Annotated in this window: 19 protein-coding genes and 1 riboswitch; of the genes, 7 read left to right on the top strand and 12 right to left on the bottom strand. The window is 71.7% G+C overall.

What is annotated here, in order from left to right:
- From BN948_RS20840 to BN948_RS20820, 5 genes are all read right to left on the bottom strand, one after another.
- On the bottom strand, positions 1 to 644 hold a 644-nt coding region (locus BN948_RS20840; protein WP_035623571.1), incomplete at its 3' end, for a citryl-CoA lyase.
- Complete coding sequence (locus BN948_RS20835) at positions 641 to 2761, bottom strand: acetate--CoA ligase family protein (protein ID WP_009517876.1); 2121 nt, start codon at positions 2759 to 2761, stop codon at positions 641 to 643. The genes BN948_RS20840 and BN948_RS20835, both read right to left, overlap by 4 nt.
- A complete protein-coding gene (locus BN948_RS20830; RefSeq protein WP_009517877.1) occupies positions 2758 to 3261 on the bottom strand; it encodes a MaoC/PaaZ C-terminal domain-containing protein in 504 nt (167 codons plus the stop codon). The genes BN948_RS20835 and BN948_RS20830 overlap by 4 nt, the downstream gene beginning before the upstream one ends.
- Positions 3262 to 3304: 43 nt before the next feature.
- Positions 3305 to 4057: an SDR family NAD(P)-dependent oxidoreductase gene (locus BN948_RS20825; RefSeq protein ID WP_009517879.1), complete on the bottom strand. Its 753-nt coding sequence runs from the start codon at positions 4055 to 4057 to the stop codon at positions 3305 to 3307.
- A 29-nt stretch (positions 4058 to 4086) separates the two neighbouring features.
- Entirely contained in the window at positions 4087 to 4845 is a 759-nt protein-coding gene (locus BN948_RS20820) for an IclR family transcriptional regulator (RefSeq protein ID WP_009517880.1), read from the bottom strand.
- A 222-nt stretch (positions 4846 to 5067) separates the two neighbouring features.
- On the opposite strand from BN948_RS20820, the gene BN948_RS20815 reads away from it, so the two are divergent.
- From BN948_RS20815 to BN948_RS20785, 7 genes are all read left to right on the top strand, one after another.
- Entirely contained in the window at positions 5068 to 6060 is a 993-nt protein-coding gene (locus tag BN948_RS20815) for a Bug family tripartite tricarboxylate transporter substrate binding protein (protein ID WP_009517881.1), read from the top strand.
- 40 nt (positions 6061 to 6100) lie between these two features.
- Entirely contained in the window at positions 6101 to 7720 is a 1620-nt protein-coding gene (locus BN948_RS20810) for an acyl-CoA carboxylase subunit beta (protein WP_009517883.1), read from the top strand.
- Between the two features lie 19 nt (positions 7721 to 7739).
- Positions 7740 to 8903, top strand: a complete 1164-nt coding sequence (locus BN948_RS20805; protein WP_009517884.1) for an acyl-CoA dehydrogenase family protein — start codon at positions 7740 to 7742, stop codon at positions 8901 to 8903.
- The gene (locus BN948_RS20800) at positions 8900 to 10915 is read left to right on the top strand and encodes an acetyl/propionyl/methylcrotonyl-CoA carboxylase subunit alpha (protein ID WP_009517885.1); all 2016 of its coding nucleotides are present in this window, start codon (positions 8900 to 8902) and stop codon (positions 10913 to 10915) included. Before BN948_RS20805 ends, BN948_RS20800 begins: the two co-directional genes overlap by 4 nt.
- A gap of 13 nt (positions 10916 to 10928) precedes the next feature.
- Positions 10929 to 11918, top strand: a complete 990-nt coding sequence (locus tag BN948_RS20795) for an NAD(P)H-dependent flavin oxidoreductase (RefSeq protein WP_009517886.1) — start codon at positions 10929 to 10931, stop codon at positions 11916 to 11918.
- On the top strand, positions 11915 to 12736 hold the full coding sequence (locus BN948_RS20790) for an enoyl-CoA hydratase-related protein (protein WP_009517887.1): 822 nt from the start codon (positions 11915 to 11917) through the stop codon (positions 12734 to 12736). Before BN948_RS20795 ends, BN948_RS20790 begins: the two co-directional genes overlap by 4 nt.
- A 65-nt stretch (positions 12737 to 12801) precedes the next feature.
- On the top strand, positions 12802 to 13869 hold the full coding sequence (locus BN948_RS20785) for a porin (protein ID WP_009517888.1): 1068 nt from the start codon (positions 12802 to 12804) through the stop codon (positions 13867 to 13869).
- Positions 13870 to 13933: 64 nt separating this feature from the next.
- Here the strand turns inward: BN948_RS20785 and BN948_RS25850 are convergent, their stop codons facing one another.
- From BN948_RS25850 to BN948_RS20750, 7 genes are all read right to left on the bottom strand, one after another.
- On the bottom strand, positions 13934 to 15007 hold the full coding sequence (locus BN948_RS25850) for a thiamine phosphate synthase (protein ID WP_050980648.1): 1074 nt from the start codon (positions 15005 to 15007) through the stop codon (positions 13934 to 13936).
- A gap of 5 nt (positions 15008 to 15012) precedes the next feature.
- Positions 15013 to 15828 (bottom strand): thiazole synthase, encoded by an 816-nt coding sequence (locus tag BN948_RS20775; protein WP_009517890.1) that lies wholly within the window; start codon positions 15826 to 15828, stop codon positions 15013 to 15015.
- 2 nt (positions 15829 to 15830) lie between these two features.
- On the bottom strand, positions 15831 to 16046 hold the full coding sequence (thiS, locus tag BN948_RS20770; RefSeq protein ID WP_009517891.1) for a sulfur carrier protein ThiS: 216 nt from the start codon (positions 16044 to 16046) through the stop codon (positions 15831 to 15833).
- Complete coding sequence (locus BN948_RS20765) at positions 16043 to 17131, bottom strand: FAD-dependent oxidoreductase (protein WP_009517892.1); 1089 nt, start codon at positions 17129 to 17131, stop codon at positions 16043 to 16045. Before BN948_RS20765 ends, thiS begins: the two co-directional genes overlap by 4 nt.
- Positions 17132 to 17133: 2 nt before the next feature.
- Complete coding sequence (gene thiC, locus BN948_RS20760) at positions 17134 to 19032, bottom strand: phosphomethylpyrimidine synthase ThiC (protein ID WP_009517894.1); 1899 nt, start codon at positions 19030 to 19032, stop codon at positions 17134 to 17136.
- Between the two features lie 118 nt (positions 19033 to 19150).
- Positions 19151 to 19261: riboswitch (TPP riboswitch) on the bottom strand.
- Positions 19262 to 19284: 23 nt separating this feature from the next.
- Positions 19285 to 20061, bottom strand: coding sequence for an ethanolamine ammonia-lyase subunit EutC (eutC, locus tag BN948_RS20755; RefSeq protein WP_009517895.1), 777 nt, complete (start codon positions 20059 to 20061; stop codon positions 19285 to 19287).
- Positions 20058 to 21392 carry an ethanolamine ammonia-lyase subunit EutB gene (locus tag BN948_RS20750; RefSeq protein ID WP_236953944.1) on the bottom strand — a complete coding sequence of 445 codons (1335 nt, stop codon included), beginning with the start codon at positions 21390 to 21392 and terminating at the stop codon, positions 20058 to 20060. Before BN948_RS20750 ends, eutC begins: the two co-directional genes overlap by 4 nt.
- Positions 21393 to 21431: the final 39 nt, after the last annotated feature.

Genomic DNA, 21431 nt, shown 5'->3' with positions numbered 1-21431 from the left:
CAACGGCGGCGGCAAGGCCCCATGGCCGCGAAGATCGCGCCCACGCCGCCGGCGGCGTTGATGGGCAGCGCGCGGCCCACTTCTTCCTTCAGCACGGCGGGCCCGCCCCCCACCACCCGCCAGTGGCGCCCGTAGTAGCCGTTGGCCTTGGACACCGCGGCCAGTGTGGGGATGCGCGGGTCGCCGTCCACGTGGATGGGGTGGCCCACGCCGCCGATGGCGCGGCGCGCGCCGCGGTAATCCTTCACCAGCGCGCGCGCGGCCTCGCGCACGGCCTCGTCGCTGGACTCGTCCGTCAGCGGCTCGGCCCAGCGCTGCAGCATCTCCGTCACGTTCTGCGCCGAACCCAGGAACACGCTGCCCGCGCCCAGCAGGCCGGCGGCCACGGCGCCCTGCAAGGCCTCGGGCGCGCCCAGGTAGGTCAGGCGCGCGCTGATGGCGCTGGGCGTGAGGCCGTGGTCCGTGGCCATCACCAGCACCAGGTTGATCATGTTCTTCTCGCGCCGCTCGGGCAGGCGCGCGAAGGTGGTCCACCAGATCATGTCGACGAAGTCGATGTGCCCGAGGATTTCGGTGGCGATGTTCTTGCCGCGCACCGTGATGGTGTCGGGCGTGGTGGTGCCGATGTCGGTCTTGATGGTCATGGTGCATCTCCGGCGCGGATGGCGAGCGCGTCCAGGGCGAGCACGCCCTGGCCCACGGCCCCCACCCACAGGGGGTTGATCTCGAGTTCGGCGACGGCGCCGCGGTGCGCCGACACCAGGTCGGACACGGCCACCAGCGTGCGGGCGATGGCCTCGATGTCGCGCGGCGCGCGGCCGCGAATGCCTTGCAGGATGGGGAAGCCGCGCAGCTCGCGCAGCATGTCGCGCGCGTCGTCCAGGGTGATGGGCAGCAGGCGGCGGCTCACGTCCTTCAACACCTCCACGTGGATGCCGCCCAGGCCCACGCTGATCACGGGGCCGAAGCTGTCGTCGGTGTGCACGCCCACCAGGGTCTCCACGCCGCCCGGCGGGGCCATGGCCTCGATCAGCAGGCCGTCGATGCGCGCGTGCGGCACGGCGGCGGTCACGTCCGCGTGGATGCGTTCCCACACCCGCGCGAGTTCCTCCGCGTCGCGCACGCCCACGGCCACGCCGCCCGCGTCGCTCTTGTGCGCCACCTCGGCGCTCACCACCTTGGCCACCACGGGCCAGCCCAGTTCGCGCGCGGCGGCCTGGGCCTCGTCCTGCGTGCGCGCCACGCGGTGCGTGGGCACGGCCATGCCGTGTGTGGCCAGCCAGTGTTTGGCCAGCGGTTCGGTGGACACGTCGGGCAGGGCCGCACCGCCGCCGGCCAGCAGCCACAGCGGCTCGGGCGCCGGCACGGCGTCGGCGCGCGCGCGCCACTGGCCGTGCCACACCCAGCGCGACATCGCCTTCACCGCCTTGCCCACGCTGCGCATCGGCATCAGGCCGCCGGCCACCAGCGCGTCGTAACCGGCGCCCAGGCGGTCGCTCATCCACACCGCCACGATGGGCGTGCCGGTCTCGCGCTGCACGCGCACGATGCTCTCGGCCACGCCCTTCGTCACCGGGCCGTACTCCAGCGGAATGGGGTAGAGCACCAGGCCCACGGCCGGGTCCTCGGCCACGGCGCGCAGCGTGGCGTCCAGCGCCTCGGGCTTGTTCAGGATCTCGCCCGAGGTGTCCAGCGGGTTGGCGGCTGACACGAAGGGCGGCAGGTGCTTGGCCAGTTCGGCCAGCGTGGCCGGCGACAGCGTGGCCAGTTCCAGCCCGGCCGATCCGATCATGTCGGCGCTGAGCGCGGCCGTGCCGCCCGACGAGCACACCACCGCCACCTTCTCGTTCGGCCCGGGCCGCGCCCGCGCGAACAGCGCGGCGGTGTCGATGAGCTCGTCGATGTCGTCCACCTCGACCACGCCCATCTGGCGCAGCACGGCGCTGTTGACCTCGGCCGAGCCGGCGATGGACGCGGTGTGCGACTGCGCCGCGCGCCGGCCGTATTCGGAGCGGCCGATCTTGAGCGCCACCACGGGCTTGCGTTGCGCCGCCGCGTGGCGCACCGCGCGCAGGAACTTGCGGCCGTCGCGCACGCCTTCGAGCAGCGTGGCGATGACGCCCACGTCGCCCGCGCCGGCCATGTGGTCGATGAAGTCGCTGACCTCCAGGTCCACCTCGTTGCCGGCGGACGACCACAGGCCCACGCCTATGCCGCGCTGCATGGACTGCAGCAGGCAGCGCCCCAGCCCGCCACCCTGCGTGGCGATGCCGATGGGGCCGGCCAGCAGGTCGAGCTTGAAGGCGGGCGAGAAGGTCAGGCCCAGGCGCCGGTTGACGTTGGTCAGCCCCGGGCAATTGGGGCCGTAAATGCGCATGCCGCTGCGGGCGACGATGGCGCGCATCTCGGCCTCCAGCGCCTTGCCCTCGTCGCCCGTTTCGCCGAAGCCCGAGGTGAACACGATGGCGAAGGCCACGCCACGGTCCGCGCACTCATGCAGCGCGGCCATCACCTCGCTCGCCGGCACGGCGATCAGCGCCACGTCGGGCGTGGCGGGCAGGGCGGCCACGGAGGGCCAGCAGCGCCGCTCGCCGATGGCCTCGCGGCGCGGGTTGATCAGGTACAGATCGCCGGTGAACGTGGAATGCTCGGCCAGGTTCTGCAGCGCGTAGCCGCCGATGCTGCCCGCGCGGTCGGACGCGCCCACCAGCGCGATCGAGCGCGGCTCGAACAGCCGCGAGAGGTCGGTGGTACCGCTCATGCCGCGGGTCGTCGCATCACGAGCTGCGTCACCAGGCACTCAACGACGGCCTGCCCGCGCTGGTTCACCGCGGTGCGCTTGAAGGTGACCACGCCGCGCTCGGGCTTGGAGGTCTCCTTCTGTTCCATCACCTCGATGTCCACCGCGAGGGTGTCGCCGATGAAGGTGGGCGCGGGGAATTGGCAGCGCACCTCCAGCAGGCCCAGCAGCGAAGGCTCCAGCATCTGGTTGACCATGGTGCGCGTGCTCAGGCCCGCCATGTACGACACGACGAGCATGCCGTGCACCAGGCGCTGGCCGTACAGCGGCAGTTGGGCGGCGTACTCGGCGTCCACGTGCGCGCGGTTCAGATCGCCGCTGTAGGTGGCGAACTGCACCACGTCGGCTTCGGTGATGGTGCGCGAGGTGGTGCGCCAGCGCAGGCCGGGCTTGAGGTCTTCCCACCAGTAGCGCAGGGCGGCCAGCTCGGCCGGCGGCGGGGCTTCGACGAAGTTCGTCATCTTCTTGTCTCCTCGGGTTCTTGTGTGTGGAGGACCGTGCGACTCAGGACGAGTAGCGCCCGCCGGTCACGTAGAGCGTGGTGCCGCTGATGTAGCGCGCCACGTCGGAAGAAAGGAACAGCGCGGCGTTGGCGACGTCGCTCGGCTCGCCGAGGAAGCCCACCGGGTTGCGCGCGATCGCGGCCTCGCGCAACTGCTCGAACTTGGGCAGCGACTTCATGCCCTCGGTGAGGATGAAACCCGGCGCGATGGCGTTGCAGGTGATGCCGAACTTGCCCTGCTCCAGCGCCAGCGCGCGCGTGAAGCCCACGATGCCGGCCTTGGCGGCGGCGTAGCTGGTCTGCCCCGGGTTGCCGAACAGCGAGCGCGAGGAGATGTTGATCACGCGGCCCCAGCGGCGCGCCATCATGCCGGGCAGCAGCGCCTGCGCGCAGTGGAAGCTGCCCTTGAGGATCACGTCCATCGTCTGGTCCCACAGCGACGGGTCCATCTTGGTGAGGTACACGTCCTTGGTCCACGCGGCGTTGTTCACCAGGATGTCCACGCCGCCGAAGGCCTGCTCGGCTTGCTGCGCCATGTGGCGCACGCTCTCGGCGTCCGTCACGTCGCAGGCCAGGCCGATGGCCTCGTGCCCCTGGTCGACCAGCGCCTGGGCCGTGGCCTGCGCGTTCTCCGCGATCACGTCGCTCACCACCACGCGCGCGCCCTCGGCGGCGTAGGCCTTCACCATGGCCGCGCCGATGCCGCGACCCGAGCCGGTCACCAGCGCGACCTTGCCTTTCAGATTCAATTCCACGAAATGGTCCCTTGTCGTCGTTGTCGGTGTCAGTGGCGCACGCGTTGGCCGAAAGCGATGGCGGCCACCTCGTGCAGCACGGCCACGTACTCGTCCAGGTTCTTGCGCATGCGCTCGGCCGGGCCACCGACGGAGATGGCCATGGCCTCTTCGCCGATGTAGCCGGCCACGCCCAGGGCCGAGACGCCCTCGTTGCCTTCCTCGTCCGCCAGGTACCAGCCGCGCGCGCGGCTGGCGGCCAGGTCGGCCTCCAGCGCGGCCACGTCGGTGATGGAGCGGGGCGTGAGTTCGCGCAGCGGCTTCAGCCGCATCTGGCGCGAAGCCTCCGCCGGGTCGCTCTCGCCGATCAGGCCCAGCAGGGCCTTGCCCAGGCCGGAGGCGTGCAGGGCGATGCGCTCGCCGCTGTTGAGCACGTAGCGCAGCGGGTGGCGGCCCTCCTGGCTGGCGATGACCTTGACCGCGCCGTCGTCGAGCCGGCCGCAGAAGGCGGTTTCGCCCGTCTTGGCCACCAGCAGCTCCAGCGCCTCGGCACCGGCGGCGTACAGGGGGTCGTTGCGGATGATCTCGGACGCCACCGTGTAGATGCGGCTGGTGGGATAGAAGCGCCGCGTGCGCGCCGTGCGCAGCACGTAACCGCCCTGGTGCAGCGTGTGCAGCAGGTCGGAGCAGGAGCTGTCGGGCAGGTCGAGGAAGCGGGCCATGTCCGAGTTGGACAGCTCGCGCTTTTCGCGCGCGAAGACCTCGAGCACGGCCATGGTGCGCGTGCAGGCGGGAACGATGGAGGGCATGTTGGCGTGTCCTTGGTTGTGCGACGGGTCGTAATGTATCGCGGTCAATCGTTGTTGTCTACGGTATGTCGGAATCTGTGTTTTACCAGTTTGCACGAAGACTATAAGGGTAAACACTCGGTTTGTTTTACGTTGCGTCGGAATGAATTGCGAAGTATCGTAGAGTCTTGCGAGATGTCGTGAAAACGATGTCGAACGTCGTTGAGAGAACCAGGAGACCACATGAAACCCATCCGCCGGGTGCTGCGCGTTGCGGCGCCGCTCTTGCTGGCCCTGGCCGCGGCGCTGCCGCTGGCCGGGCAGGCCCAGACACCGAACTGGCCGAACCGGCCCCTCACCCTGATCGCGCCATTCCCCGCCGGCGGCGTGGCCGACGCGCTCGCGCGCAGCGTGGCCCTGCGCCTGGGCGAACAACTGGGCCAGCCGGTGGTGGTGGACAACCGGGGTGGCGCGGGCGGTTCGGTGGCCGCGTCGATGGCCGCGCGCTCGGCGCCCGATGGCCACACGCTGTTCGTGGGCTCGCAGGGCACGCAGGCCACCAACTCGGTGTTCTACAAGTCGCTGCCTTACGACCCGGTCAACGACTTCGCCCCGGTGCACGCCATCGCCGGTGGCGTCAACCTGCTGGTGGTCCATCCCTCGCGCCCCTTCAAGACGGTGCGCGAGCTGGTGGCCTACGCCAAGGCCAACCCCGGCAAGCTCAACTACGCATCGGCCGGCGCGGGCACCTCCACCCACCTCACCGCGCTCATGTTCCAGCGCGCGGCGGGCATCGAGCTCACGCACGTGGCCTACAAGGGCAGCACGCCCGCGCTGACCGACCTGCTCGGCGGCCAGGTCGACCTGATGTTCGACTACCCCGCCTCCTCCGGCCCGCACGTGAAGACCGGCGCGCTGCGCGCGCTGGCCGTCACCTACGGCGAGCGCGTGGCCGCGCTGCCCGACGTGCCCACCATGGCCGAGGCCGGCGTGGCCGGCGTCGAGTCGATCGCCTGGACCGGGCTCTTCGTGCCCGCGAAAACGCCGCCGGCCATCGTGGCGCGGCTCTCGGCCGAGATGGAGAAGGTCATCGCCAGCCCCGAGTTCACCGAGGTTGCCAGCAAGGCCGGCGTGCTGCCGCTGAAGATCTCGGGCCCGCAGTTCGCGGCCTACGTGGCCAGCGAGACCGTCAAGTGGCAGGACCTGGCGCGCCGCTCGGGCGCCACGCCGCAGTGATGCCCCGCTTCATGCGCTAAGGCCCCCCAAGGAGTCCCCCATGCCGGTCTGGATGAGCGGCGCCTCGCGTGCGAGCGAGGCGTCGGGAGAGAACACGCGCCATGCCCTGGCGCAACTGCAGCGGCTGCGCGAACTGGAACAGCGCACCCGCGAGGCCTCGGCCCGCGCCGCGCCCGTGTTCGAGAAGCGCGGGCAACTGCTGCCGCGCGAGCGCGTGGGCCTGCTGCTCGACCCGGGCGCGCCCTTCCTGGAGCTGTCCACCATGGCCGGCTACCGGCTGGACCACGACGACGACGCGCGCACCGTGCCCGGGGGCGGCATGGTCTGCGGCATCGGCTGGGTGTCGGGCGTGCGCGTGCTGCTGGTGGCCGACGACGCGGGCATCGACGCCGGTGCCATGCAGCCCATGGGCATCGAGAAGTTCCAGCGCGCGCAGCAGATCGCGCTGGACAACAAGCTGCCCTTCGTGCACCTGGTGGAGTCGGCGGGCGCCAACCTCTTCAACTACCGCGTGCAGGACTTCATCCACGGCGGTGCCAACTTCTACAACCTCGCGCGCCTGTCGGCCGCCGGCATTCCGGTGATTGCGGTGGTGCATGGCTCGTCCACGGCGGGCGGGGCGTACATGCCGGGCCTGTCGGACTACGTGGTCATGGTGCGCGGGCGCGCCAAGGCCTTCCTCGCGGGGCCGCCGCTGCTCAAGGCCGCCACCGGCGAGATCGCCACCGACGAAGAGTTGGGCGGCGCCGAGCTGCACGCCAGCACCACCGGCCTGTCCGAGTACCTGGCCGAGGACGACGCGCACGCCATCGGCATGGCGCGCGAGCTGGTGGCCGCACTGGGCTGGAACCGCGCTGCGCCGCCGCGCGCCGACACGGGCCCCGCGCCACTGCTGGACCCCGAGGAGCTGCTGGGCCTGTTCGGTCCCGACCAGAAGAAACCCGTGGACATGCGCGAGGTGATCGCGCGCCTCACCGACGGCTCGGAGTTCCTGGAGTTCAAGGCCGGCTATGGCCCGGCCACGGTGTGCGGGCACGGCTCGCTGCTGGGCCGCCGCGTGGGTTTCCTCGCCAACAACGGGCCGCTCGATCCGTCGGGCGCCACCAAGGCGGTGCACTTCATCCAGGCCTGCTGCCAGGCCGGCGTGCCGCTGGTGTTTTTGCAGAACACCACGGGCTTCATGGTGGGGCGCCAGTCGGAACGCGAGGGCATGATCAAGCACGGCGCCAAGATGATCCAGGCCGTGGCCAACGCCACCGTGCCCAAGATCACCGTGCTGTGCAACGCCAGCTTCGGTGCCGGCAACTACGGCATGTGCGGGCGCTCGTTCGGGCCGAGCTTCGTGTTCTCCTGGCCCACCTCGCGCACCGGCGTCATGGGCGCGGAGCAGGCCGCCGGGACCATGGTGTCGGTGACCGAGGCCGGCTGGCGCCGCCGCGGCAAGGCCGTGGACACCGCCGCGCTGGCCGCCATGCGCGAGCAGCTCATCGACACCTTCGAGCGCCAGACGCCGGCCTTCTACACCTCGGGCCTGCTGCTCGACGACGGCGTCATCGACCCGCGCGACACGCGCCGCGTGCTCGCCACCGTGCTCGGCGTCTGCGAGGACGCGCGCACACGCGCCCTGCGCCCCATCCAGTTCGCGGTGGCGCGCCCCTGATTCCTTCCCTTCCCCCGACATGAAACTCACGCACGAACACGAGGAGCTGCGCCGCACGCTGCGGCGCTTCATCGACGAGCGCATCAACCCCCAGGTGGACGAATGGGAGGCGGCTGGCCGCTTCCCCGCGCGCGAGGTCTTTCGCGGCCTGGGTGAACTGGGCCTGCTGGGCCTGACCAAGCCCGAGGCCTGCGGCGGCGCGGGGCTGGACTATTCCTACGGCGTGGTCATGGCCGAGACGCTGGGCCACATCCGCTCGGCCGGCGTGCAGATGGCCATCGGCGTGCAGACCGACATGGCCACGCCCGCGCTCGCGCGCTTCGGCAGCGCCGAACTGCAGGGCGAGTTCCTGGCCCCCTCTATCGCGGGCGAGCGCGTGGCCTGCATCGGCGTGAGCGAGCCCGGCGCCGGCTCCGACGTGGCGGCCATCCGCACGCGCGCGCGCCGCGACGGCGGCGACTACGTGATCGACGGCAGCAAGATGTGGATCACCAACAGCCTGCAGGCCGACTGGATCTGCCTGCTGGTGAACACCGACAACGACACCGCCGCGCACCGCAACAAGACCCTGCTCTGCGTGCCGCTGGACACGCCCGGCGTCACGGTGCAGGGCGGCATCCACAAGATCGGCATGCGCGCGTCGGACACGGGCATCGTGAACTTCGACGGCGTGCGCGTGCCGCAACGCTTTCGCATCGGCGAGGAAGGCCAGGGCTTCAGCTACCAGATGCAGCAGTTCCAGGAGGAGCGGCTCTGGGCCTCGGCCAATGCCCTGCAGCAGATGGACGACTGCATCGCCGAGACGGTGGCGTACACGCGCGAGCGCCGCATCTTCGGCCAGCCCGTGCTGCACAACCAGAGCGTGCACTTTCGCCTGGCCGAGCTGCACGCCGACGTGCAGTGCCTGCGCGCCCTGGTGTGGCGCGCCACCGAACGGTACGTGGACGGCGAGGACGTGACCGAGCTCGCCTCCATCGCCAAGCTCAAGGCCGGGCGCCTGCTGCGCGTGGTGGGCGACGCCTGCCTGCAGTACTGGGGCGGCATGGGCTTCACCTGGGACAACCCGGCCTCGCGCCTCTATCGCGACGGGCGCCTGGCCTCCATCGGCGGTGGTGCCGACGAGGTGATGCTGTCCGTGATCTGCAAGCACATGGGCACGCTGCCCGGAAGGGCCCGCGCATGAAGACGCTGCTGATCGCCAACCGCGGCGAGATCGCCGTGCGCGTGATGCGCACCGCGCGCCGCCTGGGCCTGCGCACCGTGGCCGTGTACTCCGACGCCGACCGCGATGCCGGGCACGTGCGCGCGGCCGACGCGGCGGTGCGCATCGGCGCCGCCGCGCCGCGCGCCTCCTACCTCGACATCGAGGCCCTGCTGGCTGCCGCGCGCGCGGCCGGTGCCGACGCGGTGCACCCGGGCTATGGCTTCCTGGCCGAGAACGCGGCCTTCGCGGCGGCGTGCGAAGCGGCCGGGCTGGTGTTCGTCGGCCCCTCGGCCGAGGCCATCGAGGCCATGGGCAACAAGGCCCTGGCCAAGCAGCGCATGCGCGAGGCCGGCGTGCCCTGCATTCCCGGCTACGACGGCGAGGACACCCGCAACGAACGATTCATCGACGAGGCCGCGCGCATCGGCTTCCCGCTGATGGTGAAGGCCGCCGCCGGTGGCGGTGGGCGCGGCATGCGGCTGGTGATGCAGGCCAGTGACCTGCCCGCCGCGCTCGACTCCGCGCGCTCCGAGGCGCAGGGCGCCTTCGGCGACGGCCGCCTGATCCTGGAGCGCGCGCTGATGGCGCCGCGCCACGTGGAGGTGCAGGTGATGGCCGACGCGCACGGCCGCACCATCCACCTGGGCGAGCGCGACTGCTCCATCCAGCGGCGCCACCAGAAGATCGTGGAGGAGGCGCCGTCGCCCGCGGTGGACGCCGCGCTGCGCGAGCGCATGGGCGCCAGCGCCGTGGCCGTGGCGCGCCAGATCGGCTACCGCGGCGCGGGCACGGTGGAGTTCCTGCTCGACACCGACGGCGCCTACTACTTCATGGAGATGAACACCCGGCTGCAGGTGGAGCACCCGGTGACCGAGGCCGTGACCGGCCTGGACCTGGTGGAGCTGCAGTTGCGCGTGGCCGCCGGCGAGCCGTTGCCCATCGCGCAGGAAGACGTGCACTTGCGCGGCCACGCCATCGAGGTGCGGCTGTGCGCCGAATCGCCCGCCAGCGATTTCCTGCCGCAGACCGGCACCATCGCGCGCTGGCGGGCGGCCGAGGGCGCCCGCACCGACCATGCGCTGCGCGACGGCAGCGTGGTGAGCCCCTGGTACGACTCCATGCTCGCCAAGGTGATCGCGCACGGCGCGACCCGCGAGCAGGCCGCGCGCCAACTGGCCGACGCGCTGGACCGAACCGTCTGCCTGGGCCTGCCCACCAACCGCTCTTTCCTGGCGATGGTGCTGCGCCACCCGGCGTTTCTCTCGGGGGACTTCTCCACCGGTTTCATCGGGCGCCACTTCCCCGGCAACGCCGAACGCGCGGCGCCCGTGCCCGACGCGGTGTGGACCGTGGCCGCCGCCGCGCTCGCCACGCTGCCCGCGCCGGAGCACGCGGTGGGTGGTGAGTTCCTCGGCTGGTCCAGCACCGGCGTGCACGCGCGCTCGGTGCGGCTGGGCCTGGGCCTGGCGTCGGGTGAAGCGCCGCGCCGCTTCGCCGTGCACGCCAACGGCGACAGCGTGGGCGTGCGCGACGCGCAAGGGAACGTGCGCACGGTGCGCTGGCTCGGCCTGCCCGAGGGCGACCGCCTGCGCCTGGAGCTCGACGGCCTGGCCTGCGAGGCGCTGGCGGTGCGCGGTGCGCGCGGCATCGCCTTGCAAATGACCGGTGTCGAGGCCGGCGCCGAGGCCGTGTTCGAGGACCTCACCTTCGAACCCGCGGCCAGCGCCGGCGGCCCCGGCGCCAGCGGCAGCCTGCGCGCGCCGCTCAACGGCCGCGTGGTGAAGGTGCTGCGCCAGGCCGGCGAGGCCGTGCGCCGTGGCGACCCGATCGTGGTGCTGGAGGCCATGAAGATGGAACACGTGCTGGCCGCGCCGCACGACGGCACCGTGGCCGAGCTGGGCGTGGACGAGGGCCAGCAGGTGGCGCCGGGCCAGGCGCTGGCGCGTGTGGAAGCGGTGCAGGGCGTGGCGCAGGCCGCGGCCGTGAACTGAAAGGAGCGCCGCCATGCCCATCCCCGACCTCCTGCACGGCCGCCTCGCGATTCCCGCCATCGGCGCGCCCATGTTCCTCGTGTCCTTCCCGCCGCTGGTGAAGGCCCTGTGCCTGGCCGGCGTGGTGGGCACCTTCCCGCACGTCAACGCGCGGCCCTCGTCGCAACTCGACGAGTGGATCACTGCGCTGCGCACCGAGCTCGACGACCACGAGTCCACGAACCCGCAGGCGCGCGTGGCGCCCTTCGGCGTGAACCTGGTGTGCCACCGCAGCAACCCGCGCTTCCTGCCCGACCTGGACATCGTGGTGAAGCACCGCGTGCCGCTGGTACTGACCAGCCTGGGCAACCCCGCGCCGGTGGCCGAGGCGGTGCACGCCTATGGCGGCGTGGTGTTCTCCGACGTGGTGAGCGCCGCGCAGGCGCGCAAGGCCGCCGAGGCCGGCGTGGACGGGCTCATCTGCGTGGGCGGTGGCGCGGGCGGCCACGCCAGCCACCAGAGCATGTTCTCGCTGGTGCGCGAGGTCCGCGAGTTCTGGCGCGGCTGCCTCATCCTGGGCGGCGGCATCAACGACGGGCACCAGATTCGCGCTGCCGAGGCGCTGGGCGCGGACCTGGCCTACATCGGCACGCGCTTCAACGCCACGCGCGAATCGCACGCGCAGGCCGAGTTCAAACAGATGATCGTGGACAGCGGTGTGGGTGATCTGGTGAACACCGACCGCTTCACCGGCGTGCACGCCAACTTCCTGCGCGCCTCCATCGAGCGCTTCGGCATCGACGTCGCGACGCTGCCACCCAAGCGGCCCGACATCGCCGGCATCGCCGACACCGAGGCCAAGGCCTGGCGCGACTTCTGGAGCGCGGGCCACGGCGTGGCCACCATCCACGACGTGCCGGGCGTGGCCGAGCTGGTCTCGCGCATGGCGGCCGAGTACGCCGCTGCCTGCCGCCTGCCGGCCAGCCCGGCGGTGCGCCACCTGGACGAGGTGCAACTGCCATGAAGCAGACCCTCGTCACCACCCACCGCACCGTGCGCCTGGAGAGCGAGGACGGCCTGGCGCGCCTCACGCTGGACCAGCCCGAGCGCCTCAACGGCCTGTCGGCGCGCCTGCACGCCGACCTGCGCGAGGTGCTGGACGCACTGGAGCGCGACGCCAACTTGCGTTGCGTGCTGCTCACCGGCGCGGGGCGCGGCTTCTGCTCGGGCGCGGACCTGGGCAGCCGCGAAGACAACGGCCACGACGTCGGCCCCGATGGCCGCCGCGACCTGGGTGCCATGCTGGAACGCGACTTCAATCCGCTGGTGCTGCGCCTGCGCGCGCTGCCGGTGCCGGTGGTGGTGGCCGTCAACGGCGTGGCTGCCGGGGCGGGCGTGAGCCTGGCGCTGGCGGGCGACGTGGTGCTGGCGGCGCGCGGCGCGTCCTTCGTGCTGGCCTTCGCGCGCATCGGCGTCATGCCCGACGCGGGCGCCACCTGGCTGCTGCCGCGCCTCATCGGCCCCGCCCGCGCCATGGCGCTGTGCCTGCTGGGCGAGGCCATGGGCGCCGAGGCCGCGCAACAGGCCGGCCTGATCTGGCGCTGCACCGACGACGGCGCGCTGATGGCCGAGGCCGAGGCCGTGTGCGCGCGCCTGGCGCGCGGCCCCGCGCTGGCGCTGCGCCACATCAAGACCGCGCTGCACGCGGCCGACGAGAACACGCTGCTGGAGCAACTGGCGCTGGAGACGCGCCTGCAGCGCGAACTCGGCCGCAGCGAGGACTGCATCGAGGGCGTGGCGGCCTTTCACGAGAAACGGCCGCCGCGCTTCATCGGGCGTTGAGGGTACGCCCCCCAACCGCCCGCTTTTTATTCCCCACCCACCCCCAACCAATGAGGAGACATTCGATGAAGAAACACAAGATGGCACTGCTGGGTGTGCCCCTGCTGGCCTTGTCGGCCACCGCGTCCGCGCAGGGCTCGGTCACGCTGTACGGCGTGCTCGACACCCTGGTCGCCGTGGGCCAGGGCAGCCTCACCGACCGCACGCAGCTCACGCACTCGGGCAACACCACCACGCGCATCGGCGTGCGCGGCGTGGAAGACCTGGGCGGCGGCTGGTCGGCCGGCTTCGTGCTGGAAGGCGGCATCCTCACCGACAACGGCGCGGGCATGGCCAGCAACGCCAACAACCAGGCCGGCGCCCCCAGCCTGGGCGCGGCGCAGGGGCTCACCTTCAACCGCCGTTCCACGCTGAGCCTGTTCAGCCCCTGGGGCGAGCTGCGCCTGGGCCGCGACTACGTGCCCAGCTACAGCAACATGAACACCTTCGACAGCTTCGGCAACGCCGGGGTGGGCACCGCCATCATGGCGCTGCTGGGCGTCACGTCCTCCACGCCTGCGGGCATTCGCGCGTCCAACAGCATCGCCTACCACCTGCCCGCGGGCACCTTGGGCGGCCTGTACGGCAACGCGATGATCGCCTGGGGCGAGAACGCCCAGGGCACGCCCAACGAAGACGATGGCGACTACCAGGGCGTGCGCCTGGGCTGGGCGCAGGGCCCGTGGAACGTGGCCTTCGCCACCGGCAAGCTCAAGCAGCTGGGCAACGACTCGCGCCCGCGCAACTACGGCTTCACCTACAACTTCGGCACCGTGACCTACGCGCTGGGCTTCGCCGACGAGCGACTGGGCGGCATCAAGGGCAAGGGCATCCAGACCGGCGTGGAGTGGCGCGTGGGCGTGGGGCAGGTCCGCGCGTCCTACGGCAGCTACAAGCGCGAGACCGGGCTGGAGCCCGAGACGCGCAAACTGGCCGTGGGCTACGTGCACAACCTGTCCAAGCGCACGGCGGTCTACACCACCTTCGCGCACGTCAGCAACAAGGGCGGCGCGGGCTACGCGCTCAACGGCTCCACCACGGCGGCGAACCAGTCCTCGCGCGGGCTGGACATCGGGCTGCGGCACGCCTTCTGAGGGCTGGGCGCGTGGAAGGCCATTGAAGGCCATTGAAGGCCGCTGAAGGCTGTTGAGCCGGCCGTCAGTCCGCCGCCAGCGTGGCGTGCGGCCACGCGGGCGTGGGGCGTCGGGGCAGGGCCTGCCCCGCGTCCCAGGCGCGCTGCCAGCGCGGCAGCGTGGCGCGCGGGTCGTCGCCCAGGCCGCGCACCACGCACACGGTGGCTGCGCCGGTGGCGGCGCATTGCTCGAGTTGCTCGGGCGCCAGCACTCCGCCGATGGCGATGACCGGGCGGCCCGCCAGGCGCACCCACCAGGCCAGGTTGTCCAGGCCCTGGGCGTGCCAGGGCATGTCCTTGGTGGTGGTGGGCCACACCGGCCCGCAGGCGATGAGGTCGGCCCCCGCGCCGCGCGCGCGGCACAGCTCCCACAGGCTGTGCGAGCTCATGCCCAGTTGCAGGCCGCGCGCCTGCGCGGCGGCGATGGTGGTGCGTTCGGTGGGGCGCAGGGCCAACCAGTCTTCCTGACCGAGGTGCAACGCGGGCGCGTCCAGGTTCAACGCCGTGCGCCAATGGTCGTTCACCACCAGCGTGGTGCCGCGCGCCGCGCGCACCGCGTCGAGCGCGGCGCGGATCTCGGGCTCCACGGACGGGTCGTCGCGCCGCGCCTTGATGCGCAACTGCACCAGCCCCACGCCGGCCTCGGCGCAGGCGCGCACGCGCTCGGCGCTGTCGACGATGGCATAGACGCCCCAGGCGTGCGGCACGCCGAGCGGCGCCACCCAGGGCAGGGGCTGATCGTCCACGGACAGCACGGGCAGGTCGAGCGCGCCCGCGCCATCGGGCAGGCGCGCGAGCACGGCGGCGTCGGCCACCACCCAGCCCGCGCGCCGAGCGCGCTCGAAGCGTTCGGCGTGGTCGGCCGGCCCGGTGCGGGGCCGCGTGAGCCAGCCGGTGGCGTGCGGCGTGTCCAGCCAGTCGTGCGGGTTGCCGGTGATCACCACGGCCGACGCGCCGCTGTCGCGCAGCGCGCGCGCCAGTTCTGGCACGGACAGCGAGCCGGGCTGGTGGCCCAGGCGCCGCGCGGCCTCGGCCGCGTCGAGTCGCAGCGCGGTGTCGAGGGTGAGTCCAGTGAGCCCAGTGGAAGGGGTGTCCGTCATCTCAGTCATCCGAGCAGCATAGGCCTTCCCGACACGGGGGTGCTGGCGATGGCCATGTCCTGCGGCGCCATCACGCCGGCCTCGAAGGCCAGGCGGCCCGCGCGCACGGCGTCGCCGAAGGCGCGCGCCATGGCCACGGGATCGCGCGCGTGCGCCACGGCGGAGTTGAGCAGCACGGCGTCGAAGCCCAGCTCCATCGCCAGAGCGGCGTGCGAGGGCGCGCCGATGCCGGCGTCCACCACCAGCGGCACCTGCGGCAGGCGCGCGCGCAGCGTGCGCAGGGCCCAGGGGTTGAGCAGGCCCTGGCCCGAGCCGATGGGTGCGCCCCAGGGCATCAGCAGCTCGCAGCCGGCGTCCAGCAGGCGCTGGCAGGTGACGAGGTCGTCGGTGCAGTAGGGGAACACCGCGAAGCCGGCCTTCACGAGTTCGGCGGCGGCCTCCACCGTGCCCCAGGGGTCGGGCTGCAGGGTGTGCTCGTCGCCCACCACTTCCAGCTTGATCCAATGCGTGTCCATCAGCTCGCGCGCCATGTGCGCCAGGGCCACGGCCTCGCGTGCGCTGCGGCAGCCGGCGGTGTTGGGCAGCAGGCGCACGCCGCGCGCGCGCAGCGGCGGCAGCAGCTCGTTGAGGAAGGCGTTGTCGCCACCGTCGCCCGCGACCATGCGACGCAGGCCCACGGTGACCACGCCCGCGCCGCTGGCGTCCAGTGCCTGCCGCAGCACGGTGGGCGAGGGGTAGCCCGCGGTGCCCAGCATCAGGCGCGAGGTGAGCGTTTCGCCGTAGGCCGTCCAGGTCGGGGTTGTCGATGCGCTGGTGTCCATGTTCATCCCCCGACGATGGCTTCGAAGGTGCTCACCTCGTCGCCCGATTGCAGCGCAGTGTCGGCGCGCGCGGCACGCGGCACGAAGCGCGCGTTGAGCGCGGTGGCCACGCGCTCGGGCCGCAAGCCTTCGCGCTCCAGCAGGGCCTGCAGCGTGGTGCCGGGCGGGCAGGGCAGTTCGCGGCCATTCAGGCGAACGGTGGGGGTGGTCTCTGTCATGGCGGGGATTCTCCGTTGCGCGCCCAGCCCGCGGCGGCCAGGGCGTCCTGCACCAGTGCGGGCGCGATCATCCAGCCGTGGCGGAACAGGCCATTGATGCGCAGCAGGCCCGGCGCGTGTTCGACGCAGGGCAGGTGGTCGGCGCGCGCGGGGCGCAGGTTGGTTTCCAGGTGATCGATGCGCGCCTCGGCCAGTTCCGGTAACACACTGTGCGCGGCCGACATCAGCTCCAGCGCGCTGCGCAGGCTCACGGACGAGCGGTCCTCGCTTTCGATCTCGCTGGCGCCGATGACGAAACGATCGCCCGGGCGCGGCACCAGGTACACGCGGTGGCGCGGGTGCAGCAGCCGCACGGGCCGCTGCAGGCGCACGCCGGGCGCGTGCAGCCACACCACCTCGCCGCGCACGCCGCGCAACGCCACCTCGGGCCGCGCGCCCAGGCCGCGTGTGTCGATGGCGAGGTCCGCCGCAAAGCCGCTGCCGTCGGCCAGTTGCAGGCCGCCCGGGTGCACCGTGTCCACCCGTGCGTTCCAGCGCCAGCGCACGCCGTCGGCCTGTTCGGCCAGGGCCTGCAGGGTTTCGCGTGGCAGCAACTGGCCTTCGCCGGGCAGCAGCCAGGCCAGCAGGCCGGGGGCCAGCGCGGGCTCCAGTTCGCGCAGCGCGGCGGCGTCCAGCGGTTGCGGCGCGGGCGCGTCGGCCACGGCGCTCAGGCGCGCCAGCGTGCGCTGCGCGCTGCCCCGGTCGCTGCCGTGCGCCAGCAACAGGCTGCCCTCGGTGCGCACCAACTCGGGCGCGCCGCCTTCGCGCAGGTGCTGGCCGATGGCGCGCCACAGCGGCAGCGAGCGCCAGCCCAGGCGCGCCACGGCGGGCTCGGCACCGTCGAGCTCGGCCAACGGGCTGAGCATGCCCGCGGCCGTGAAGCCCGCTGCGTGGGGCCGCCCATGCGCGGGCGCCACGCGGCCCGGCACGGGCGGCAGCGGGCCGTCGGCCGGGTCGAACACGGTCACGTCGTGCCCGTCGCGCGCCAGCCACCAGGCCAGCAGTCGCCCCAGCACACCCGCGCCCGCGATGCCGATGCGCGCCATCCTCAGCCCTTCTTCAAGGTGTCGATCGGCACGTAGAACTCGCCGCCCACGGCCTTGAACTGCGCCGACTTCTCGGCCATGCCCTGCTGCAGCGCCTCGGCCTCGGCCAGACCCTTCTGCTCGGCGTAGTCGCGCACGTCCTGCGTGATCTTCATCGAGCAGAACTTGGGCCCGCACATGCTGCAGAAGTGCGCCTCCTTGCTCGAGTCCTTCGGCAGAGTTTCGTCGTGGTAGGCCTCTGCCGTGTCCGGGTCGAGCCCGAGCGCGAACTGGTCGCGCCAGCGGAATTCGAAACGCGCCTTGCTCATGGCGTCGTCGCGCGCGCGGGCCCCCGGGTGGCCCTTGGCGATGTCGGCCGCGTGCGCGGCGATCTTGTAGGCAATGATTCCCTGCTTCACGTCGTCGCGGTCGGGCAGGCCCAGGTGTTCCTTGGGCGTGACGTAGCAGAGCATGGCCGTGCCCATCCAGCCGATCATGGCCGCGCCGATGGCCGAGGCGATGTGGTCGTAGCCGGGTGCGATGTCGATGGTGAGCGGGCCGAGCGTGTAGAAGGGCGCTTCGTGGCAGTGCTTCAACTGCTCGTCCATGTTGGCCTGGATCAAATGCATGGGCACGTGGCCGGGGCCTTCGATCATGGTCTGCACGTCGTGCTTCCAGGCGATCTGCGTCAACTCGCCCAGCGTGCGCAACTCAGCGAACTGGGCTTCGTCGTTCGCGTCGGCGCCGCTGCCCGGGCGCAGACCGTCGCCCAGCGAGAAGCTCACGTCGTAGGCCTTCATGATCTCGCAGATCTCCTCGAAGTGCGTGTAGAGGAAGTTCTCCTTGTGGTGGGTGATGCACCACTTGGCGAGGATGCTGCCGCCGCGCGAGACGATGCCGGTGCGCCGCTTGGTGGTGAGGTGGATGAAGGGCAGGCGCACGCCCGCGTGAATGGTGAAGTAGTCGATGCCCTGCTCGGCCTGCTCGATCAGGGTGTCGCGGAAGATGTCCCAGGTGAGGTCTTCGGCCACGCCGCCCACCTTCTCCAGCGCCTGGTAGATGGGCACGGTGCCGATGGGCACGGGCGAGTTGCGCACGATCCAGTCGCGCGTGGTGTGGATGTTCTTGCCGGTGGACAGGTCCATCACCGTGTCACCGCCCCAGCGGATGGACCACACGAGTTTTTCCACCTCTTCCTCGATGCTGGAAGTAACGGCCGAGTTGCCGATGTTGGCGTTGATCTTCACGCCGAAGTTGCGACCGATGATCATCGGCTCGAGCTCGGGGTGGTTGATGTTGGCCGGGATGATGGCGCGCCCGCGCGCGACTTCTTCGCGCACGAACTCGGGCGTGATGAGGTCGGGGATGCGCGCGCCCATGGGGTTGCCGCGCAGGCGCGCTTCGCGCTCGGCGTCGCCCAGGTACTCGCGCATCCACTCGCGTTTGCCGTTCTCGCGGATGGCGATGTACTCCATCTCGGGCGTGACGATGCCTTGCCGCGCGTAGTGCATCTGGGTGACGTTGGCGCCGGGCTTGGCGCGGCGAGGTGTGCGCTGCAGGGCCGCGGCCTCGGCGCGCAGCGTTTCGATGCGTTCGACCGAACTCGAATTCGGCGCTTCGTGCTTCACGCCGTCATCGAGCGCCTGGCGCACACGGCCTTCGTACGTTTCGGTGTCGCGGCGCGATTCGATCCAGGCCGTGCGAACCGGTGCCAGGCCCTGCTTCACGTCGATCGTCACCGTCGGGTCGGTGTAGGGGCCGGAGGTGTCGTACACCGTCACGCGCTCGCCGTTGGTGAGCGCGATCTCGCGCATGGGCACGTTCACGCCCGGCAGCGTGCCCGGCACAAAGACTTTGTTGGAAGCGGGGAAGGGCTCGCGCGTGAGCGTGAGCAGCGGGGCGAATTTGTCGGGGGCGTTCATGGGGCGGTCTCCTGTGGGCCAAGCAAACACACGGCGGTGGTTGCTCCGGAGGACCGCGTTGGTGGCTTCATGTCAGATGCGCCAAGCCGCCATGAGGCGGTGGGCCCGACATGCCGTTCACCTCGGCATGCGCTCTTCTTTCGCCGGTACTAGCCGGATCAAGTTCACGGGTTCGGCCAGGTGGCCATCTCAGCGCCAGACCAATGTCTGTGCACCCCGGAGCAATGGGCGCGAGTGTAGTCCCATCGCGCCTCAGTCGCGCGACCGTTGGGACAGTAGCGGCTGATCGCTGCGGTCTTTCAGTTCCACGCCAGTGAGCCGCAGCTGCCGCGCCTCGCGGCACAGCCACCACAGACGCGTGGCCGCCGCGGACGGGGGCAGGCCTTCGGGCCGCACGTTGGAGATGCAGTTGCGCTGCGCGTCGTGGCGGCCCGCCTGCGGGGCCCAGGTGAGGTAGATGCCCAGGCTGTCGGGCGAGGAAAGCCCGGGACGCTCGCCGATGAGCATGGCCACCAGACGGGCGCCGAGCGCGGCGCCGACCTCGTCGCCCAGCGCCACGCGCGCCTGCGTGGCGATCACCAGCGGGCCGAGGGACCAATCGGGTGGGGCCTGGCTCAGCACGGCCTCCAGCAGCGGTGGCGCCTGGCGTTCGATGGCTTGCGCGGACAGGCCGTCGCCGATGACGATGAGCAGGTCGCAGCCTTCGGGGCGGGACAGGTCGCGCAGACGCGCCGCGTCGTCGGGGTGCAGGCGGCGCCCCAGGTCGGGCCGCAGCAGGTAGCTCGCCCGGTCGGTGGCGGCGCTGCGCACCGCGTGCGTGGTCAGATTCAGGGGCCGCAGGCGCGCAGTCAGCGCGGCCACGTCCAGTGCCAGGTGCACCGCGTCGCGCGCCTGGGCGTGAGCCAGGCCGAAGCGCAACAGTTCGTCGGTGGGCAGGCCGGCGCCCGAGCGGCCGAGCGCAATGCGCGCGGCCGTGTGCTCGCGAAGGTGGTGCCAGGGGTCGGGGGGCACGCGGGGCGACTCGCTCATGCGGTCAGCCCCAGTTGCTGCAGGCGCGCAAGCGCCGCCTGCTGCGCGCCTGCGGCCAGCAGACGGCCCCCGTCGTCGAGGATGTGCATGCGCTGCAGCCAGGCCTCGAACTCGGGCGCGTGGCGCAGGCCCAGCGTCTGGCGCAGGTAGAGCGCGTCGTGAAAGGAGGTGCTCTGGTAGTTGAGCATGATGTCGTCGGCCCCGGGCACGCCCATCACGAAGTTCACGCCCGCCGCGCCCAGCAGGGTGAGCAGGTTGTCCATGTCGTCCTGGTCGGCCTCGGCGTGGTTGGTGTAGCAGACGTCCACGCCCAGCGGTACGCCCAGCAGCTTGCCGCAGAAGTGGTCTTCCAGGCCCGCGCGGGTGATCTGCTTGCCGTCGTACAGGTACTCCGGCCCGATGAAGCCGACCACGGTGTTGGTGAGCAGCGGATCGAACGCGCGCGCCACCGCGTAGGCGCGCGCCTCGCAGGTCTGCTGGTCCACACCGTGGTGCGCATCGGCCGACAGCGCGCTGCCCTGGCCGGTCTCGAAATACATCACGTTGTGACCCACCGTACCGCGCTTGAGCGACAAGGCCGCCTCGCGCGCCTCGGTCAGCAGGGCCAGGTTCACGCCGAAGCTGGCGTTGGCGGCCTCGGTGCCCGCGATGGACTGGAACACCAGGTCCACCGGCGCGCCATGTTCGATCATCCGCAGCGTGTTGGTGACGTGCGTGAGCACGCAGGTCTGCGTGGGTATCTGCAGGCGCTCCACCACGTCGCCGAGGCGGTGCACCAGTTGCGTGAGCACGCCGATGTTGTCGCTCGCCGGGTTCACGCCGATGACCGCGTCGCCGCAGCCGTACAGCAGACCGTCGATGACGCTGGCCGCGATGCCCCGCAGGTCATCCGTGGGGTGGTTGGGCTGCAGGCGCACGGCCAGGCGGCCCGGCAGGCCGATGGTGTTGCGAAAGGCGGTGACCACGCGGCACTTGCGCGCCACGGCGATCAGGTCCTGGTTGCGCATGAGTTTGCTCACGGCGGCCACCATCTCGGGGATGAGGCCCGGGCGCACGCTGGCCAGGGTCTCGCTGGTGGTGCGCTCGTCGAGCAACCAGTCGCGCAGGCCGCCGACCGTGAGGTGCGCGATCGGTGCAAAGGCCGTGGCGTCGTGCGTGTCGATGATGAGGCGGGTGACTTCGTCGCGCTCGTAGGGGATCAGCGCCTCGTCGAGGAAGCGGCGCAAGGGCAGGTCGGCCAGTGCGAGGCGTGCGGCCATGCGCTCCACAGCCGACGCGGCGGCCAGCCCGGCCAGTGCGTCGCCCGAGCGCGCTGGCGTGGCCTTGGCCATCAGCTCGCGCAGGTCGCGAAAGCGCCAGACCTGGTCGTC

It is taken from the genome of Hydrogenophaga intermedia (genome assembly GCF_000723405.1).
Classification (GTDB): Bacteria; Pseudomonadota; Gammaproteobacteria; order Burkholderiales; family Burkholderiaceae_C; genus Hydrogenophaga; species Hydrogenophaga intermedia.
This window is presented reverse-complemented; position numbering and strand designations above follow the sequence as displayed.

What these genes read in the sequence shown, in the direction of transcription:
- BN948_RS20835 (WP_009517876.1), bottom strand. Translation starts at nt 2,761, where the DNA reads ATGAGCGGTACCACCGACCTCTCGCGGCTGTTCGAGCCGCGCTCGATC.
- BN948_RS20830 (WP_009517877.1), bottom strand. Translation starts at nt 3,261, where the DNA reads ATGACGAACTTCGTCGAAGCCCCGCCGCCGGCCGAGCTGGCCGCCCTG.
- BN948_RS20820 (WP_009517880.1), bottom strand. Translation starts at nt 4,845, where the DNA reads ATGCCCTCCATCGTTCCCGCCTGCACGCGCACCATGGCCGTGCTCGAG.
- BN948_RS20815 (WP_009517881.1), top strand. Translation starts at nt 5,068, where the DNA reads ATGAAACCCATCCGCCGGGTGCTGCGCGTTGCGGCGCCGCTCTTGCTG.
- BN948_RS20810 (WP_009517883.1), top strand. Translation starts at nt 6,101, where the DNA reads ATGCCGGTCTGGATGAGCGGCGCCTCGCGTGCGAGCGAGGCGTCGGGA.
- BN948_RS20805 (WP_009517884.1), top strand. Translation starts at nt 7,740, where the DNA reads ATGAAACTCACGCACGAACACGAGGAGCTGCGCCGCACGCTGCGGCGC.
- BN948_RS20800 (WP_009517885.1), top strand. Translation starts at nt 8,900, where the DNA reads ATGAAGACGCTGCTGATCGCCAACCGCGGCGAGATCGCCGTGCGCGTG.
- BN948_RS20795 (WP_009517886.1), top strand. Translation starts at nt 10,929, where the DNA reads ATGCCCATCCCCGACCTCCTGCACGGCCGCCTCGCGATTCCCGCCATC.
- BN948_RS20790 (WP_009517887.1), top strand. Translation starts at nt 11,915, where the DNA reads ATGAAGCAGACCCTCGTCACCACCCACCGCACCGTGCGCCTGGAGAGC.
- BN948_RS20785 (WP_009517888.1), top strand. Translation starts at nt 12,802, where the DNA reads ATGAAGAAACACAAGATGGCACTGCTGGGTGTGCCCCTGCTGGCCTTG.
- BN948_RS25850 (WP_050980648.1), bottom strand. Translation starts at nt 15,007, where the DNA reads ATGACGGACACCCCTTCCACTGGGCTCACTGGACTCACCCTCGACACC.
- BN948_RS20775 (WP_009517890.1), bottom strand. Translation starts at nt 15,828, where the DNA reads ATGGACACCAGCGCATCGACAACCCCGACCTGGACGGCCTACGGCGAA.
- thiS (WP_009517891.1), bottom strand. Translation starts at nt 16,046, where the DNA reads ATGACAGAGACCACCCCCACCGTTCGCCTGAATGGCCGCGAACTGCCC.
- BN948_RS20765 (WP_009517892.1), bottom strand. Translation starts at nt 17,131, where the DNA reads ATGGCGCGCATCGGCATCGCGGGCGCGGGTGTGCTGGGGCGACTGCTG.
- thiC (WP_009517894.1), bottom strand. Translation starts at nt 19,032, where the DNA reads ATGAACGCCCCCGACAAATTCGCCCCGCTGCTCACGCTCACGCGCGAG.
- eutC (WP_009517895.1), bottom strand. Translation starts at nt 20,061, where the DNA reads ATGAGCGAGTCGCCCCGCGTGCCCCCCGACCCCTGGCACCACCTTCGC.
- BN948_RS20750 (WP_236953944.1), bottom strand. Translation starts at nt 21,392, where the DNA reads ATGGCCAAGGCCACGCCAGCGCGCTCGGGCGACGCACTGGCCGGGCTG.